General features: G+C 64.3%; 17 protein-coding genes. 1 reads left to right on the top strand and 16 read right to left on the bottom strand.

The genetic code is table 11. The features are described 5' to 3' along the window. Positions 1-98 precede the first annotated feature (98 nt). A complete protein-coding gene (atzF, locus tag LC343_RS07685; protein ID WP_223476520.1) occupies positions 99-1,844 on the top strand; it encodes an allophanate hydrolase in 1,746 nt (581 codons plus the stop codon). On the opposite strand, the gene LC343_RS07680 is transcribed toward atzF, so the two are convergent. From LC343_RS07680 to LC343_RS07605, 16 genes are all read right to left on the bottom strand, one after another. Then, positions 1,805-2,521 carry a GntR family transcriptional regulator gene (locus tag LC343_RS07680; protein WP_223476519.1) on the bottom strand — a complete coding sequence of 239 codons (717 nt, stop codon included), beginning with the start codon at positions 2,519-2,521 and terminating at the stop codon, positions 1,805-1,807. The two genes, atzF and LC343_RS07680, sit on opposite strands and share 40 nt — an antisense overlap. Then, positions 2,518-2,904 (bottom strand): oxalurate catabolism protein HpxZ, encoded by a 387-nt coding sequence (gene hpxZ, locus LC343_RS07675; RefSeq protein ID WP_223476518.1) that lies wholly within the window; start codon positions 2,902-2,904, stop codon positions 2,518-2,520. Before hpxZ ends, LC343_RS07680 begins: the two co-directional genes overlap by 4 nt. Before the next feature lie 3 nt (positions 2,905-2,907). Beyond that, positions 2,908-3,669 (bottom strand): 5-formyltetrahydrofolate cyclo-ligase, encoded by a 762-nt coding sequence (locus LC343_RS07670; RefSeq protein ID WP_223476517.1) that lies wholly within the window; start codon positions 3,667-3,669, stop codon positions 2,908-2,910. A 2-nt stretch (positions 3,670-3,671) separates the two neighbouring features. Beyond that, on the bottom strand, positions 3,672-5,078 hold the full coding sequence (locus tag LC343_RS07665) for an AtzE family amidohydrolase (RefSeq protein ID WP_223476516.1): 1,407 nt from the start codon (positions 5,076-5,078) through the stop codon (positions 3,672-3,674). After that, complete coding sequence (locus LC343_RS07660) at positions 5,075-5,263, bottom strand: DUF4089 domain-containing protein (protein ID WP_223476515.1); 189 nt, start codon at positions 5,261-5,263, stop codon at positions 5,075-5,077. The genes LC343_RS07665 and LC343_RS07660 overlap by 4 nt, the downstream gene beginning before the upstream one ends. Continuing rightward, complete coding sequence (locus tag LC343_RS07655) at positions 5,260-5,940, bottom strand: cysteine hydrolase family protein (protein ID WP_223476514.1); 681 nt, start codon at positions 5,938-5,940, stop codon at positions 5,260-5,262. The genes LC343_RS07660 and LC343_RS07655 overlap by 4 nt, the downstream gene beginning before the upstream one ends. A 1-nt stretch (position 5,941) precedes the next feature. Continuing rightward, the gene (locus tag LC343_RS07650; protein WP_223476513.1) at positions 5,942-7,492 is read right to left on the bottom strand and encodes an ABC transporter ATP-binding protein; all 1,551 of its coding nucleotides are present in this window, start codon (positions 7,490-7,492) and stop codon (positions 5,942-5,944) included. Beyond that, on the bottom strand, positions 7,492-8,223 hold the full coding sequence (gene biuH / locus LC343_RS07645; protein ID WP_223476512.1) for a biuret amidohydrolase: 732 nt from the start codon (positions 8,221-8,223) through the stop codon (positions 7,492-7,494). Before biuH ends, LC343_RS07650 begins: the two co-directional genes overlap by 1 nt. Before the next feature lie 4 nt (positions 8,224-8,227). Next, on the bottom strand, positions 8,228-9,244 hold the full coding sequence (locus tag LC343_RS07640) for a formamidase (RefSeq protein ID WP_223476511.1): 1,017 nt from the start codon (positions 9,242-9,244) through the stop codon (positions 8,228-8,230). A gap of 13 nt (positions 9,245-9,257) precedes the next feature. Next, the gene (locus LC343_RS07635; protein WP_223476510.1) at positions 9,258-10,178 is read right to left on the bottom strand and encodes an ABC transporter permease; all 921 of its coding nucleotides are present in this window, start codon (positions 10,176-10,178) and stop codon (positions 9,258-9,260) included. Then, positions 10,175-11,281 carry an ABC transporter permease gene (locus LC343_RS07630; RefSeq protein WP_223476509.1) on the bottom strand — a complete coding sequence of 369 codons (1,107 nt, stop codon included), beginning with the start codon at positions 11,279-11,281 and terminating at the stop codon, positions 10,175-10,177. The genes LC343_RS07635 and LC343_RS07630 overlap by 4 nt, the downstream gene beginning before the upstream one ends. Before the next feature lie 64 nt (positions 11,282-11,345). Then, positions 11,346-12,458, bottom strand: a complete 1,113-nt coding sequence (locus LC343_RS07625) for a BMP family ABC transporter substrate-binding protein (RefSeq protein WP_223476508.1) — start codon at positions 12,456-12,458, stop codon at positions 11,346-11,348. 301 nt (positions 12,459-12,759) lie between these two features. Then, positions 12,760-13,725, bottom strand: coding sequence for an isopenicillin N synthase family dioxygenase (locus tag LC343_RS07620; RefSeq protein ID WP_223476507.1), 966 nt, complete (start codon positions 13,723-13,725; stop codon positions 12,760-12,762). A 9-nt stretch (positions 13,726-13,734) separates the two neighbouring features. After that, on the bottom strand, positions 13,735-15,069 hold the full coding sequence (locus tag LC343_RS07615; RefSeq protein ID WP_223476506.1) for an 8-oxoguanine deaminase: 1,335 nt from the start codon (positions 15,067-15,069) through the stop codon (positions 13,735-13,737). 115 nt (positions 15,070-15,184) lie between these two features. Continuing rightward, on the bottom strand, positions 15,185-16,231 hold the full coding sequence (locus tag LC343_RS07610; protein WP_223476505.1) for an ABC transporter ATP-binding protein: 1,047 nt from the start codon (positions 16,229-16,231) through the stop codon (positions 15,185-15,187). Between the two features lie 9 nt (positions 16,232-16,240). Further along, positions 16,241-17,527 carry an MGH1-like glycoside hydrolase domain-containing protein gene (locus LC343_RS07605; protein ID WP_223476504.1) on the bottom strand — a complete coding sequence of 429 codons (1,287 nt, stop codon included), beginning with the start codon at positions 17,525-17,527 and terminating at the stop codon, positions 16,241-16,243. Between the last annotated feature and the right edge of the window lie 2 nt (positions 17,528-17,529).

Raw genomic sequence — 17,529 nt, 5'->3', positions numbered from 1 at the left:
GCGGCCGATTGGCACGCATATTGCTGCTTTGAGACACAGTGATATTCGGCATACAATTCGTGCTGAATTGCCTATTTTTTAATCTGGAGGGATAATCTGTGCGAACATCAAGCCGGTCATTTGCGCAGTGGCGCACGCTTTCTGCGACGGATGCCGTCCGCCAGTCCTACGCGGCAATCCGCGACGCGGACGATCCGGCGATCTTCATCAGCTTGAAACCCGAGGAAGAAGCGCTCGCCGAGGCGGAGGCGCTCGATGTGGCCGGCCCGGAAGGCAAGCCGCTCTTCGGCCTGCCCTTCGCGGTCAAGGACAATATCGACGTCGACGGCATGGAAACGACGGCGGCCTGTCGGGAGTTTGCCCACAAGGCCGAGGCGTCGGCATTCGCGGTCGCCCGGCTGGAGGCGGCGGGCGCGATCTGCATCGGCAAGACCAATCTGGACCAGTTCGCGACCGGCCTCGTCGGCGTCCGCTCGCCCTATGGCGTGCCGAAGAACGCGCTCGATCCGGCGCTGATCCCCGGCGGGTCGTCCTCCGGTTCTGCGGTCGCGGTCGCGATCGGCGCTGCCGCCTTTGCGCTGGGCACGGACACGGCCGGCTCCGGCCGCATTCCGGCCGGCATGAACGGGATCGTCGGTCTGAAACCCAGCGTCGGTCTCCTGTCGGCGACCGGTATGGTGCCGGCCTGCCGGACCCTCGACACGATCTCGGTCTTCGCCGCGACCGTCGCCGATGCCGCCGAGGCCACCGCGGTTGCGCAGGCTTATGACGCCGCCGACTTCATGTCGCGTGACTTGCCGCCGGCCGGCGTCGCACCGATGCCGCCGCACATCACCGTCGGCGTGCCATTGCCCGGCCAGCGCCAGTTCTTCGGCGATGCGATGGCGCAAGCCGCATATGAGGCCGATCTCGACAGGCTGGCCGGGCTCGGCGCGACGATCCGCGAGATCGATTTCGAGCCGCTGCACGCGGTTGCGCGCCTGCTCTACGAGGGCCCCTGGGTGGCGGAACGCTACCACGCGATCCGCGAGATCATCGAGACCCGCCCGGAGGTGTTGCATCCGATTACGCGCAAGATCATCGGTGGCGCGGAGGGCATCACTGCGGTCGACACGTTCGATGCGATGTACAAGCTGCAAACCATGCGGCGCCAGGTCGCTCCGGTCCTCGCCGGGCTGGACTGCCTTGCCGTTCCGACGGTCCCCGCCGTCTATACGGTCGCGCAGGTCGAGGCCGATCCCGTCACGCTCAATTCCAATCTGGGCACCTACACCAACTTCGTGAACCTGCTCGATCTCGCGGCGATTTCGGTGCCGGTCGGCACGCGCGACGACGGTTTGCCGTCGAGCCTGACCCTGATCGGAAAGGCGGGCAGCGATGCGCGACTGGCCGGAACTGCCGCGGCGCTGGAGGCCGGTGCGCGGCCGGGCGGCGAAATCACGCCGCCGGAGGGCTCGATTACGCTTGCCGTGGTCGGCGCGCATCTTTCCGGCATGCCGTTGAACCACGAACTGACATCGCGGGATGCGGTCTTTCTGCGTGCGACGGCGACGCCGCCCGACTATCGCCTCTTTGCGCTCGACGGCACCGCGCCGCCGAAGCCGGGGCTGCTGCGTGTCGAGCAGGGCACGGGCGCGGGCATTGACGTCGAACTCTGGGCGCTGTCGCCGGAAGCCTTCGGCACATTCGTCGCGGCAATTCCCGCGCCGCTCGGCATCGGCACGCTGGATCTGGAGGACGGTACGTCGGCGAAAGGGTTCCTGGTCGAGGCGGAAGCCGTGAAGACCGCCCGCGACATCTCCGATTACGGTTCCTGGAGGCGGTTCATGGCGGAGGCATCCTGAGCGTCGCCGGCGAATTCGTGCCAGGCCTCCTCGACGAGGCCGATATGGTTTCGCATCGCCTCCTCGGCTGCCCGCCGGTCGCCCTGCAGGATCGCGTTGACCACCGCCGTATGTTCCGCATGGGACGCCGCGAGACGGCCAAGAGTGTCGAACTGGGCGCGGCGAAACGGTTGCAGGCGCATTCGCGTCGAGAAGGTGATCTCGATCAGATAGGCGTTCTGCGTGCCGTCATAGATGGCGTTGTGAAAGTATTCGTTGGCCTGCGCATAGCCCTGCGCATCGCCGGCCCGCATCAGCGCGCCCATCTGCGCGTGCAGATCCTCCAGCGCCTTGCGTTCCGATGGCGGAATGACTTTGGCGCAGAGATTCGCGCACAGGCCTTCCAGATAGGCCATCACGTCGAACATATCGGAGAGCGCCTTTTCGCTCGGCTTGGTGACGATCGTGCGGCGATGCGGCCTTTGCTGCACCAGTCCTGACGAGGCCAGTTGCCGCAGCGCTTCGCGTACCGGCGTGCGCGACACGCCGAATTCGGAGGCCAGCCCGCTCTCGTCGAGCGGCTTTCCGGGCTCCAGTTCGCCGGTCACGATGCGCCGCGCGATCTCGAGGCGGATCGCATCGACCGAGGTGCGCGCCGGCTGGGCCGGCACGGCACGCCGTGCGCCGGCCTCGCTCATTTCTCTTCGTCGATGATGGAGACATGGGCCGCGACTACGCGCCAGCCATCGTCCATGCGGGCCCAGCTCTGCATCTGGCGGCCGACCTTTCCCGGCGCGCCGTCGCGCCGGAACAGGGTCGAGGCGGTCGCGAAATCGCTGCCGAACGTGGTGATCACGGTGCGGTCGAGATCCCGTTCGAGCCCTTTCGGCGAACGGCCCTTGCGAAAAGCGAGGATCTCCGAAACGCCATGGAGGTTTTCGCCGATTCCGTATCGGATCGTGCGCTCGTCCTGCCAGAACAAAGCGTCGAGGGTTTCGACATCATTGCTGACAAGCGCCGTCTCGTAGCGGCTGAAGACGGCCTCCATTTCGGCCAGCGTTTCGGGATCGTTGACGATCATCGCTTACTGCGCCTCCATCCTGTCGCGCAGCGATTTCAGGAACGGAATGGTCTCGAACTGGTCATCCTGGACGAACTCCCACGCGACGCCCTTTGGCCGCGGCATGTTGTTGTTCGTCACGATGAGTTCCTCCTCGGTCGCCACGAAATCCAGCGGCGAATCATGCGCCATCATAAAGATTTCGTCGTCGCCGACCAGTTGCGAGGAATGCACGGTCGTCGCCATCGGCGTGTCCGGACCGATGATGCCAAGCTCGCGGAAGATACCGGTCTCGAGGTCCGCAAAACCGGCGCCCTTGCCGGTTCGCCCGCCGGCCCGGCTGACGCCCACCGACCCGACGACGCAGAAATCGAGCGGTTCGACATCCACGAAATCGACCCGTTCGCCATACATCAGATAGCCGCCTGACGTCGCCGCCAATTCGAAGGAAATGCCCTTCTCCTGAAGCTTGACCGGGTCGATCTTCAGATAGGGAAACTCCTTGGTCAGATAGGGAACCGGTGCATAGAGCATCTTGCCCTCATAGAGCGCGCGCAGCCGAACCGGGATTTGCGGCGGATCGGGATTGCACTTGACCACCTTGGCGCGTTTCCACTCCTCGGTCTGGGCCAGATGCCATGCGGCCTTGTCGGCCCCGATGAAATTCGGGATATGGCTCCAGGTCGGCCCCATCGCCATGCCGCCGGAATCGAGCGAATCCCAGATGCGGCTGCGCAACGAGTCCTTGTTGCTGTTGCGTCCGGCCCAGCGTCCGGTCTTTTCCATATCTAGCTCCCTTGATGCTTCGCGACTGGCGCGCAGACCGCGCCTGTCTTCTCCAGATGATGCGCAAGGCGCAGGACAAAATCCTCGCGCCACGGCGCAGCGATAAGCTGCACGCCGATCGGCAGCTTTTCTCCCTCGGTCCAGACCGGTACTGAAACGACCGGCAGACCGATGAAGGAAATCGGCTGTGTGAAGATCCCCATATTCGGCCTGACCGGCATCTCGACGCCGTCCAGCACCATGGTCTGCTGGCCGATCTTCGGCGCGCGGCAGGGCGTCGCCGGCGCCAGGATCACATCGACCTCCTCGAACAGCTTCAAGACGGTATCGCGGAAGATGCGGCGCAGCTTCTGCGCCTTGGTCACCCAGGCGCCCGGGATCATCGCGCCGGCGATCAGCCGGTCGCGGACGTCGGGATCGTAATCGGCGTGGCGGGTTCTCATCCGGTCGAGATGCAGCGATGCGCCCTCCGCCATGGTGATCAGATAGGCCGCGCCGCGCGCCGCTTTCGCGTCGGCGATGTCCACCGTCCGCGTGGCGTTGACCGCGGCGGCGACACGCTGCACGGCTTCAAAGGCCTCGGGCAATGCCCCTGACGCGAAATAGCCGCCCGCTTTCGCGATCCTCAGCCCTTCGATGCCCCGGTCCAGTTCGCCTGTCACCGGTTCGACGGCGCGATCCGTGCAGGCGGGATCTTGCGGATCGGGGCCCTGCATCGCGTCGTAGGAAAGCGCGAGATCGGTGGCCGACCGGGCGATCGGTCCAAGATGATCGAGACTGGCCACGAAAGGAAAGGTCCCGCCGCGCGACAAGCGTCCATAGGTCGGTTTCAGACCGAACAGCCCGCACAGGGAAGACGGCACGCGGATGGACCCGTTGGTGTCGGAACCAAGCGTGATCGGCACCATGCCCGACGCCGTCGCCGTGCCGGACCCGCCCGAAGACCCGCCCGACATGTGATCGGGATCATGCGGATTGCGCGACGCGCCGTCGTGAACGTTCTGGCCGGTGAAGTCGTAGGCGTATTCGCCCATATTGAGGGCGCCCGTAAGGATGGCGCCGGCGGCTTCCATGCGCCGGATCAAAGTCGCATCCTCGCCGGCCGGCGGCAGATCGCGGTTTATCTTCGAACCCGCGAGCGTCGAAAGGCCCTTCACGTCGAACAGGTTCTTGACGGCAAAAGGCACGCCGGCAAGCGGTCCGGGGTCGCGTCCGGCAGCGATATCGGCATCCACGCTATCCGCCCTGGAAAGCGCGCGCTCCGCCGTGATCGCGGTAAATCCGTTGAGCGAGGGATTGAGTTTTTCGGTGCGCACGAGCGAAGCCTCCACGGCCGTCCGCGCCGTCATGGAGCCGTTCCTGACGGCTGCGGCGATGTCCGCGCCGGTCATTCCTGCAAAATCGGTCATGCCTTGAAAACCGGCGCCGGTTCGGCCTCGTCCGACGTCTCGAAGGCGAGAACGTCCTGCGCGATCGTATGCGCGACCGCCAGATGCCCCGCGATACCGGCGCGATAGGCCTCCTCGACCGGCAGGCCCAGATAGGCCGCCATCGCATCGATCAGGCTGTCGATTTCCTGTTTGTCGTCGGTCATGCCGCCGCCTCCGCTTCCTCCAGCGCGGCGCGCAGATCATCGAGCGAAGCGACCCATCCGACAATGCCGCCCTGCGCCACGATCATTTCGATCGTCGATGCCTTGAACTCGGGAAAATAGCTCTCCGTGGCTTCCTCGATCAGCAGGCACTCGTAGCCGCGATCATTGGCCTCGCGCATCGAGGTCTGCACGCAGACCTCGGTCGTCACGCCGGCGAAGACCAGATGCGTGATGCCGGCGCCGCGCAGCTTCTCGTGCAGCCCGGTCGCCCAGAACATGCCTTTGCCGGGCTTGTCTATGACGATCTCTCCGGTGTGCGGCGCGAGGTCCGGCACGATCTGGTTGCCCGGCTCGCCCGTTACCAGCAGCCTGCCCATCGGCCCTTCCTCGCCGATCTTCACCGCCGAGTTGCCGCGCCGGATCTTGGAGGGCGGGCAATCGGACAAGTCGGTGCGATGCGCTTCGCGCGTATGAACGATCGGCCAGCTGCGTTCGCGAAACAGCGCGATCAGCGCCGCCGTGTCGGGAATGATCGCCGAAAGACGCGAGACGTCGTTTCCGAGCGCATCGCCGAAGCCGCCCGGCTCGATGAAATCGCGCTGCATGTCGATGACGACGAGCGCGGTCTTGCCGGGCTTGAGCTCGAAGTCGTAGGGCCGTGCCTTGACGCTTACCATCTCAATGCCCCGCCATATAGGTGCCGATGGTGTTGCGGTCGGTTTCGCCGATCGGCGAGACATAGGTGATCTTGCCTTCCGACATCACCGCCACGCGATCGGACAGTTCGAGGATTTCGTCGAGATCCTCCGAGACGAGCAGCACCGCCGCGCCATTGTTGCGCTGGTCGATGATCTGCGCCCTGATCTCGGCCACGGAGGCGAAATCGAGGCCGAAGCACGGATTGGCGACGATCAGCACCTTGACCTCGTGCGAAAGCTCCCGCGCCAGAATGGCGCGCTGCACATTGCCGCCGGACAGGTTCTCGATCGGCGTGTCAGTGGACGGTGTCTTGACCCGGTAGCGCTCGATCAGCCCTGCCGCGCGGGTCTTCATGGCGGTCGGTTTCAACCACCAGCCGGCATTTGCTTCGGGCGGCTTGTCGAAGGTGCGGAACGCGATGTTTTCCGCCACGCTCATGCGGGGCACCGCCGCATTGCGCAGGGGTTCCTCGGGCAGGCCGAACACCTTGAAAAGATCGTAGCCGGAGCGCGAGCAGTCGAAGGGCTTGCCGTTGATGAAGACGCCGCCATCCTCGATGGGCCGCTGGCCGGACAGGGCCTCGACCAGTTCCGACTGGCCGTTGCCGGACACGCCCGCGATCCCGACGATCTCGCCGCCCGCGACCTTGAGATTGACGCCGTCAACCGTTGGAATGCCTTCCTCGTCCTTGACGACGATGCCCGCCAGTTCGACGTTCACCGCGCTTTCGACACCGGCCTTTCGCTCGGCGCTTTTGCGGATTTCGGCTTCGCCGATCATCATGCGCGACATCTCCTCGGTGGAGAGATCCCCGACCTTGCCGCCGCCGGCATATTTGCCGCGCCTGAGGACCGTGACATTGTCCGTGAACGCCTTCACCTCACGGAACTTGTGCGTGATCATCAGGACCGTGATGTCACCCGCTCGCGCCATGTCGTGGAGCAGGCCGAGCACCTCATCGGCCTCGCCGGGCGTCAGCACCGATGTCGGCTCGTCGAGGATCAGGAAATGCTGGTCGAGATAGAGCTGCTTGAGGATTTCGAGCTTCTGTTTTTCGCCTGCTGAGAGCGTTGCAACCGGCTCCGTCAGCGGCACCCGGAACGGCATGCGGTCCATGAAGGCTTCGAGATCGCCGATCTCCTTCTTCCAGTCGATCACGGCCGGCACGTTGGCGCGGCTGATCACCATGTTCTCCGCCGCGGTGAGGCAGGGCACCAGCGTGAAATGCTGGTAGACCATGCCGATGCCGGAGGAGTGCGCATCCTGCGGATGGCGGATCGGCGTCTCCTGTCCGTTGACGAGCAACTGCCCGTGCGTCGGCTGGTAGAAACCCATGATGCACTTCACCAGCGTCGATTTGCCGGCCCCGTTCTCGCCGAGCAGCGCATGGAATTCGCCGGGCTGGACCTTGATGGACACATCGTCGAGCGCCACCAGCGAGCCGAATATCTTCGACATGCCGACCGTCTCGATGCCGATGGCCCGCTTCGATTTCGCCGGCGCTTCGGGGGTGAGGACCGCGCTATCCATCAGATCGTCTCCACGGTTTCGAGGAATTGCCCGCTGGTCGCCACGGCGCCGAAGACACCGCCCTGCATCTTGATCATGTCGAGCGCGGCGAGATGGTTTTCGTGTTTCGTCGCGGCCGTGCAGTCGGAGAGCAGCAGGCATTCATAGCCGCGATCATTGGCGTCGCGCATCGTGGTGTGGACGCAGACATCCGTCGTCACGCCCGTCAGCACGATGTTGCGGATACCCTTCGTCTGAAGCACGAGGTCGAAATCGGTCGCCAGGAATGAGCCCTTGCCCGGCTTGTCGATGATCGGTTCTCCGGCGACGGGCTGAAGTTCCGGAATGATCTCCCAGCCGGGTTCGCCGCGCACGAGAATGCGCCCGCATGGCCCCTGGTCGCCGATCCCCGCGCCGATGCGCTGCGAGCGCCAGCGCTTGTTCGCCGGCAGGTCGGAGAGGTCCGGCTTGTGGCCCTCGCGGGTGTGAATGACGGTGAAGCCCTTTGCGCGGACGCCATCCAGCAGTGCCGCGATCGGTTCGATCGGCGCGCGCGTCAGCGACAGGTCGTAGCCCATGGAATCGACATAGCCGCCGGGCGCGCAGAAATCGGTCTGCATGTCGATGACCACGATTGCGGTGTTCTCGGGGCGAAGATCGCCGTCGAATGGCCAGGGGTACGGGTCCGCGTCCACGGTCCGCGCATTGGCCACCAGCGCCGCCTCGATCCGTTCGTCGCCGAGCTTGTCCATGATGCTACTCCGCCGCCTCGCGCGCCTTCTCGCCGTAAAGGCGGTCGGGCTTGGGGAAGCCGCAGGACGTGCCGTCGGTGTGAACCACCTCGTCCTCCCAGGGCAGCTTGTATTGCCCGGCCACCATGTCCTGCATGAAGGTGTAGGGGCAGTCGCCCGCTCCGCCTTTCACGGCGACATAGCCGCGATGGCCGAACTGGTAGATGTTGTTTTCGACCGACCAGTATTTGCGCGCCTCGCGCACCAGATCGGGCCGCACTTCGGCGGTGATGATTTCGTCCGCCCGTCCCGTCGTGCCATGGGCGATCACCGTGCCGTCGAAATTGACGATCATGCCTTCGCCCATGGAATCGAAGGTTCCGTCCGAACCGCACATGCAGACATTCGCGGTCACCATCAGGTTCTGGAAGGCGTTCGCCTGGTTGGTGAAGCGCCAGCTGTCGCGGATGGGCGCGGTATAGCCCGCCGTGCGCAGCATGATCTCCGCGCCCTTGTAGGCGCATTCGCGCGCCATTTCCGGGAACATGCCGTCATGGCAGATGATCAGGGCGAGCTTCGCGCCCTTCGGCCCGTCGATCACCGGGATGCCGAGATCGCCCGGCTCCCACGGTTCGACCGGCACCCAGGGATGCAGCTTGCGGTAATAGAGCTGCATCTCGCCCTGGTCGTCGATGACGATACCCGAATTATAGGGCATGCCGCTGGGATTGTGCTCCATGATCGAGAAGCAGCCCCAGATCGCATTGTCTTTGCAGGCCTGCTTTAACGCCGCGACTTCCGGTCCGTCGATAGAGCACATGATCTCCGGATTTGTATCCATCGACAGGCCGTGCAGCGCGTATTCGGGAAAGACGACGAGATCCATGGTCGCCATGTTGCGCCGCGCCTTGGCGACCATGGCGACGACCTTGTCGGTCTGCGCCGCCAGGTCGGCCGGCGTCTCGACGACGGGCAATTGCAGCTGCACCAGCCCGATCACCACGCCGTTCGGTGTCTTGTTCAGTCCGCCGAGTGCACTCATGAGCCGGTCCCTTCTATTTGGTGATCGAAAGTTCGCCCGGCGCCTCGCGCGCCGAGGATGACGACCGCGCCGAAGCGATCATGATGAAAAGCGTCAGGATGTAGGGCGCTGCATTGAAGAAGTAGTAGCCCTGGCTGATGCCGACGGACTGCAATGCCGGGCCGATCGCGCCCGCCGCGCCGAACAGCAGGGCGGCCACGATGCAGCGAAGCGGGTTCCAGCGCGCGAAGATGACGAGCGCGACGGCCATCAGACCCTGGCCCGACGAGAGCCCCTCGTTCCAGCTTCCCGGATAGGAGAGCGACAGAAACGCCCCGCCAACACCGGCGAGGAAGCCGCCGATCGCCGTCGAGGCGATGCGCACCTGGTAGGGCTGCACGCCCATCGCTCGGGCCGCCGGCTCGGAATCGCCCGTCATGCGCACGATCAGGCCCCAGCGCGAATTGGCGAAGGCCCACCACATCACGAGCGCGACCAGAATGCCGACGAAGAAGAGCGGGTTGATGTCGAGCGCCTGGCGCAGGCCGGCATTGTCGCTCCAGCCGCCAAGCGGCAGCGCCTCGAGGCGTGGCGCCGATGGCTGGATATAGGGCTTGCCGAAGAAGAAGGCGACGCCGGTACCGAACGACATCATCGCGATGCCCACCGCGATGTCGTTGACCCGCGGCAGCGAGCAGATGAGGCCGTGCATCGAGCCCAGGAACACGCCGGACACGCCGGCGGCGAGCACGCCGAGCCAGGGATTTCCGGTGTGATAGGAGACCGCGTAGGCGACCATGGCGCCGAGCACGAGATTGCCTTCGAGGCCCAGATTGATGCGGCCGGATTTCTCGGTCAGCGTCTCGCCGAGCGCGACGAACATGAAGGGCGTCGAAACCCGGATCGCGCCACCGAGCATGGAAATCAGGATCGTGGCCAGAATACCGTCGCTCATGTCCGTTCCGTCCCCGTTCTCGGCTGGAAAATGGCGAAGCGCCCGTAAAGCGTCTCGCTGGTCAGAAGCACCACGAAGATGATGCCCTGCAGCACCAGTGCCGTGGCGTCTGGCATGTCCATGCGGCGCTGGATCAATCCGCCGGAGGCGGCGATGGAGCCGAACATGATTGCGACCGGCACGACGACAACCGGATTGTGCCGGGCGAGGAAGGAAACCAGGATGCCGGTAAAGCCGTAACCGGCGACCAGCGACGCGTTCGCCTGGCCATGGATCGCGGCGACCTCGTAATAGCCGGCGAGACCGGCGCAGGCACCGGCGATCGCGGTGCAGGCTACGACCAGCGTGCCGACGGGAAGCCCCTGCGCCAGCGCTGCGCGGGGATTGCCGCCGGTCACGCGTGCTCCAAATCCGAATGTGGTCCGTGTCATCAGGACTTGAAGAGCGATGGCGAGTACGATGCCGGCGGCTAACCCCCAGTGGATGTCGGTGCCGGGGATCGAACCGACCATGTAATCCTCGCCGATGGGCATGGTCGAAGGCTTGTTGGCCGATCCTGGATCGCGCAACGCGCCTTCGACGAAGAAATTCATGATGGCGATGGCGATATAGGTCATCAGCAATGACGAGATCGTCTCGTTGACACCGCGCGCATGGCGCAGCCAACCGACGATGCCGATCCACGCTCCGCCGACGGCCATGGCGGCGAGCGCCATGAGGGGCATGGTGAGAATGGACGGCACGCCGCCGGAAACCAGCGGGACGGCGATGGCGGCGGCGGAAAAGCCGCCCAGCACGAGCGCCCCTTCGGCGCCGATCATCGTCAGGCCGATCTGGGCGGGAATGGCGAAGGCCAGACCGCACAGGATCAGCGGCGCTGCGCGTTGCAGCGTGTTCTGGATCGAAAAGGACGTTCCGAACCCGCCGCGCCAGAGCAACTGGAAGTAGTCGACCGGCGACTTGCCGAGCAGGAGCAGGAAGAGTGAAAAGATAAGCGCCGAGACCAGCAGCGCGCCGACTGGAATGGCGACCGCCTCGGCCCATGCCCGCAATTTGGTGCTGTCGGTCAACCGGACCGGAGTGTCTGTGGTGACTGCCGTCATCTGCCTGCCGCCGAAAAAGGAGATAGGGAGGGGCGGCCGAAGCCGCCCCGAGCGCATGATGCGATCAGGTGATCGAGCCGGAAACGCCTTCCAGCAGGTAGTTCATGCCGTCGAGTGTCGGATCGTAATTGTCGTAGGTCTTGTCGATGACGACATTGCCCTTGTTATCCTTGAGCGGACCGACATAGATCGGTTCTTCGGCCTTGAGCGCCTCGATGGCCGCGTCGGCCGCCTTGATGGCTTCCGGCGTCGCGCCGGCTCCATAGGGCGTGTTGCGGACCATGTCGTTGTGGTAGCCGCCGGCGACGAAGTTCGGCAGTTCCTCGCCCGCAGCCAGCAGATCGGCATACATGGTGTAGATGGTTTCCCACTTGTATTCCGCGCCGGTGATGAAGCCTTTCGGGGCAAGCGGCGCCTGCGAAGCGTTGTGGCCGCAGCTCTTCACGCCGCGCGCTTCGGCCGTCTCGATGACGACTTTCGGCCCGTCGACGTGGCAGGTCAGGACGTCGCAGCCCGCATCGGCGAGCGCGTTGGCGGCTTCGGCTTCGCGAACCGGCATCGACCATTCGCCGGTGAAGATCACCTGCACCGTCGCTTCCGGATTGACGCTGCGCGCGCCAAGCAGAACCGAGTTGATGTTGGAGAGCACCGTGGGGATCGGCTTGGCGGCGACGAAACCGATCTTGTTGGTCGTCGTGGACAGGCCGGCGGCGACGCCATCCACATAATGCGCCTGGTTCAGGTAGCAGAAGTAGCTGCCGGCATTCTTCGGATCGGTATCGGCGTTCCACAGCGGCGCCGCGTGACGGAACTGCACGTCCGGATATTTCTTCGCGAGATCGACGACGAACGGATTGTAGTAGCCGAACGAGGTGGCGAGGATCAGATTGGCGCCGTCGAGATTGATCATCGACTCCATGGATTTGGCCACGGCGTCGGTCTCCGGAACGTTTTCCTCCTCGATGACCTCGACATTCGGGACCCCCTTGAGGATGTCCATCGCGACCGCATGGGCCTGGTTCCAGCCGAAATCGTCGCGCGGGCCGACATAGACCGCGCCTAGAATGACGTCGGCGGCCTGCGCCGACCGCATCGCGCCGAGCGGCAGAGCGGTCGAAGCCAGGCCTGCCGCGCCGGCCTTGAGCAATGTGCGTCTTGATACACCGTAATTTGCCATGTTCAGGCTCCTGTTTTGCTTCCCTGTCGGATGACGCGCTGCACAGCGCCTCCTGAAAAGGGTCAGGCAATCCACATGCCAAATCTCGCCGGCGGCGCGAGGAAATTTCAACCTGTTGTTTTTTAAGGGGAAACGGTGCTGCCCGGTCTTATCAACCGGATCGGCCACAAGGGCGGGCAACACCAGGGAAGTTTATTAATTAGACGCAAAAATAGAAATGCCTAAAATATAGGCATTAAAATTCGTTCGGCATACAATTCGGGAATCCTGACTCCCGGACCCGGAGGCGTGCCTTGTCGCCTCAGACCAGGCCGCTCTTCTCGTAGGTCGGGTTGAGCCGGCTCATCAGGTAATCGTCGCCGCGGATCGGCGGATATTTGGCCGGGTTTTCCGCGGTTGCGCAGCCCGGCAAGCATTCGACGATCGCTTCCGGGTTCGGGTCGAGGAAAAAGGCCACGGAGTAGCGTTCGCGTCCGGGCGGGCTGACGACCCTGTGCGGGGTCGAGACATACGTGTCGTTCGTCCAGCGCATCAGGCAATCGCCGATATTGCAGACATAGGTATCCGGGATATAGGGAGCCGAAAGCCACTCGCCGTCGCGCGTCCGCACTTCCAGACCGCCGACCTCGTCGGTCGCCAGCAGCGTGACGCAGCCATAGTCCGTGTGCTCGCCTGCACCGAGTTGGCCTTCCTCGTCCAGCGCAACCGGCCGCTCGGGATAGTGCAACAGTCGCAGCGTCGCGAGCGGCCGGTCGAGCTTGTCCTCGAAGAAATCCGTCGGAATGCCGAGATCCGTGGCGAAGGCCTCGTGCAACTTGCATCCCAAAGACCAGACCGCGTTGAAATATGCGAGCATGGTTTCACGGAAGCCTGACATTTCCGGCCAGCGATTGAGGGCGCGAAACATCGCGCCATTGATGATTTCGGGATCGTCGGCCGGAAGATCCAGTCCGATGTTGAAGGCTTCCTTCAGATCGGGTGCCTTGCTCGGATCGAGCGACTCGCCCTTCATCGGGATAAATCCGCGATTGCCGGTCGCCACGGAAAACAGCGCCTTGCGCTTGTCTTCCTCGGGGCTCGAAAAGAACTTCGCCGCAACGTCGAAGACATCCTGGCGCAGCTCCGATGGTACGCCGTGTCCGGTGACATAGAAGAAGCCGATGCCGCGGCAGGCTTCGCCAATTTGGTCTGCGACAAGCTGGCGTCCGGCCTTGCCGCCGGTGAACAGCGGCTGCATGTCGATTACGGGAATAGCTTTCTCGGTCATGGGATTTCCTCAGTCAAAAATTCTCGCGGCGGCAGTGTGTTCGGCGATCAACGCGGACACGTCGAGGCCGGGAATCGCGCCGTCGATCACCCGCCAGATGCCAGCCACCATAACGCGATCGGCGCGCGTCGCGCCGCAATGGACGAGCGCGGCAATCGGATCATGCTGGCCCGAAAAACGCATCTCGTCGAGCGTGAACAGCGCGAGGTCGGCCTGTTTGCCGGGCGCGATCTCGCCGATGTCGTCACGTCCGAGACAGCGCGCCGAGCCCTTGGTCGCCCAGCGCAGCGCGTCGCGATGCGTCACCCGGTCGGCGGAGCGGTAGCCGAGCCGGTTGACCATGAGCGCGTGGCGCACCTCTTCCATCAGGTTTGAGCCGTCATTCGAGGCGGAGCCATCCACACCGAGGCCGACCGGGCTTCCCGCCGCTTCCAGTTCCAGCGTCGGGCAGAAGCCGGAGGCGAGCACCGCGTTCGATGTGGCGCAATGGCACACACCGACACCGTGATGGCCGAGCTTCGTGCAGTCGTCCGCAGTGAAGTGGATGCCGTGCGCCAGCCATGTGCGCGGCTGCAGCCAGCCGCAATCCTCCAGCCAGTCGATGGGCCGGTAGCCGAAGGTCGCCTTGCAGAACGCCTCCTCGTCTTCCGTCTCCGCGAGATGAGTGTGCAGGCGGCAATCATAACGGTCCGCGAGCTCAACGCTGCTGCGCATCACCTCCCGCGAGACATTGAACGGCGCGCAGGGCGCGAGCGCGATCTGCGTCATCGCTCCGTCGGACGTGTCGTGATAGGTTTGCAGGACACGCTCGCTGTCCGCGAGGATCGTCTCCTCGTCCTGGACGATGTGATCCGGCGGCACAGCGCCGTCCTTTTGCGAAAGCGACAGCGACCCGCGCGTGATCGTGGCGCGAAGGCCTAGCGCCCGCGCCTCCTCGACCTCGATATCGGTGGCGTCTTCAAGACCCTTGAAGACCATGTAGTTGTGATCCATCGCGGTCGTGCAGCCCGACAGCAGCAACTCCGCCATGGCGAGCCGTGCCCCGATCCGGAACATGTCGCGATTGAGCCGCCCCCAGATCGGATAGAGCGCGACCAGCCAGGGAAACAGCTCGCTGTTATAGGCCTTGGGATGCGCCCGGCTCAGAGTCTGGAAAAAATGGTGATGCGTATTGATCAGGCCGGGGATGATGACGTGACGGCTGGCGTCGAAACGCTCATCGACCGGTTGCAGCGGCTCGCGGCCGGCCGGCACCAGTTCGACGATCCGTCCGCCCTCGACCACGAGTCCGCCGCCCGCATCGTCCGCCAGGATGGCCAACGGATTCATGATCCACAGTCGCATGCGCATTCGCCCCAATGTCCGACGGGTCGGCACCCGTTCTTTTGCACTGCAACAAATCACACTCTCGGGCGCGCTCAAAGCCTAAAGATTGGGCAGGAAGGGGCGCGCGGACTGCCTAGAGCGCCTGGTCGTCCTTGCCGAAGAAGTGCAGGCGTTCCGGCTCGAACTGCAAGCCGACGGTCTTGCCGCGTATGTCTTCGGGCACGTCCGAAGTTCGGATGATGACCTGTCCGGCTTCCGCGCAGTCGAGATAGAGATAGGTGTCGGCGCCGAGATATTCGGCGACCTCGACCTTGCCGGTGCAGACGGCCCCCTCGGGGTCGGTCAGGCCGATATGTTCAGGCCTGATCCCGAGCTTTACGGCCGGTTGCGCGCGGTCATACGGGCCGGTCCCGTGACCGGGGATGCGATAGGTCTGCCCGTCGGTCTCGCAGGGCAGGACGTTCATCTTCGGTGACCCGATGAACTGCGCAACGAACAGATTGTCCGGCTTCTCGTAAAGCGTGCGCGGCGCCCCGACCTGCATGATGACGCCGTCCTTCAGAACGACGATCCGGTCGGCGAGCGTCATCGCCTCGACCTGGTCATGGGTGACGTAGACCATGGTCGTGCCGAGCGTTTCATGAAGCTTGGCGATCTCGAAGCGCATCTCGACGCGCAGCGCCGCGTCGAGGTTCGACAGCGGCTCGTCGAACAGGAACCCGCGCGGCTCCCGCGTGATCGCCCGTCCGATGGCGACACGCTGGCGCTGGCCGCCGGAAAGCGCCTTCGGCTTTCGGTCGAGCAGGTTTTCCAGCTTCAGGATGCGCGCCGCTTCGCCGACCTTCGAGGCGATGTCGGATTTCGATTCCCCCGCCGTCTTCAGGCCGAAGCCCATATTCTCGCCGACGGTCATGTGCGGGTAGAGCGCATAGGACTGGAACACCATGGACAGGCCGCGCTCGGACGGCAGCTTTGCCGTCACATCCTCGCCGTCGATCAGGATTCGCCCGCGTGACGTTTCCTCGAGCCCCGATATCAGGCGCAGGAGGGTGGATTTCCCGCAGCCGGATGGACCGACGAAGATGACGAGTTCGCCGTCGAGGATCTCAAGGTCGACGCCCTTGATCACCTGCACATTGCCGAACCACTTCTCGACCTTTTCAAGCTGGATCGCGCCCATAATTCCTCCTCACACGTCCCCGGCGGCACGGCCGCCGCCAAGCGTCAGATAGATCGCCGCCGTCCAGGTGAAGTCGGGTCCCCCCAGGCCTTCGCCCGTCATCGGATCGAAATACTCGTAGAAGCCGGAACGGTCCGGCAGCCGCAGGCAATCGTCGCGCAGCCGCGCGGCCATCGCCGCATGGCCATGCTCTTCCAGCCCGATGGCGATCATGTAGTTCATCACGCTCCAAACCGGCCCGCGCCAGTAGCGCCGCGATTCGAACGCTTCGTCGCGCGGATCCCAGCTCGGGAATCCGTATTCGCAGATATCGAGGATTTCACCGCCATGCCCGGCAAGTTCGGCCAGTTGCTCGGGCGTTCCCGCATCGGCGTAGAAGGCCAGCATCGAGGCATTGGTCAGCGCCGTGGACAGGTCTCCGCTGCGCAATTCGCGAGCGACGAACGCCCCGGCATCCGGCCGCCACATCTGTTGCGCGCCTTCCTTCGACAGGGCGATCCAGTCCTCGATCTCGCCGGCGTCGAAATCCTCGCCAAGCAGATTGCCGAGTTCGAGTAGATCCCGGTCGCCGCGCATCAGCGTGAATTGCACGCCGGGATCGGCCATGAAGAACGGGCCTTCGGCAGCGATCTTGCGATGGTCCCATCCGCATTCCCGGCCGAACTTCACGATCGTCAGGTAACGGTCATATTGCTGCACGGTCGGACGCTCGTCTGCATCGACATGATCGGTGTCGCGGCGGTGATAGGGGCCCAGATCGTCGGGCACGACGATCCTGTCCATGCCGAGATCCCAGTCCGGACAGTTGTCGCGGCCCGATTCCCAGGGATGGATGATCCCGACGAGGCCCGTCCTGTCCGGATCGCGATAATCGTGCCACCAGCGGTGCGACGCGACCAGCTTCGGAAACAGGCGCCGCGCCCGGGCGATGTCGTCCGCCCCGCCGGTCTTCGCCAGCGTCAGGATCACGCTCGCCGCAACCGGCGGCTGGGAATGCCCCGAAGACATCGGATCGGTGTTGGACTGCCAGATCCCCGGACCGGGGAAATAGCTCGGATCGTTCTTGCGGAAGACGATATGGGGCACCATGCCGTCGGCCCATTGGGCGTCGAACAGCGTCTCGATCTCCTGCCAAGCGCGCGCCCGGTCGAAGACAGCGAAGCCGAGCGCCGCGAAGATCGAATCCCAGTTCCACTGATAGGGATAGAGACCGGCGGTCGGCACCGTATAGCCGCCGCGATCGTTCGCCAGCAGGATCTCCTTCGCCCGTTCGGCGGATTGCCGAATTTTTTGCATAC

The sequence above is a fragment of the Oricola indica genome, assembly GCF_019966595.1.
Lineage (GTDB): Bacteria > Pseudomonadota > Alphaproteobacteria > Rhizobiales > Rhizobiaceae > Oricola > Oricola indica.
The sequence above is the reverse complement of the archived record's forward strand: the minus strand, read 5'-3'. Positions and strand labels throughout refer to the sequence as shown.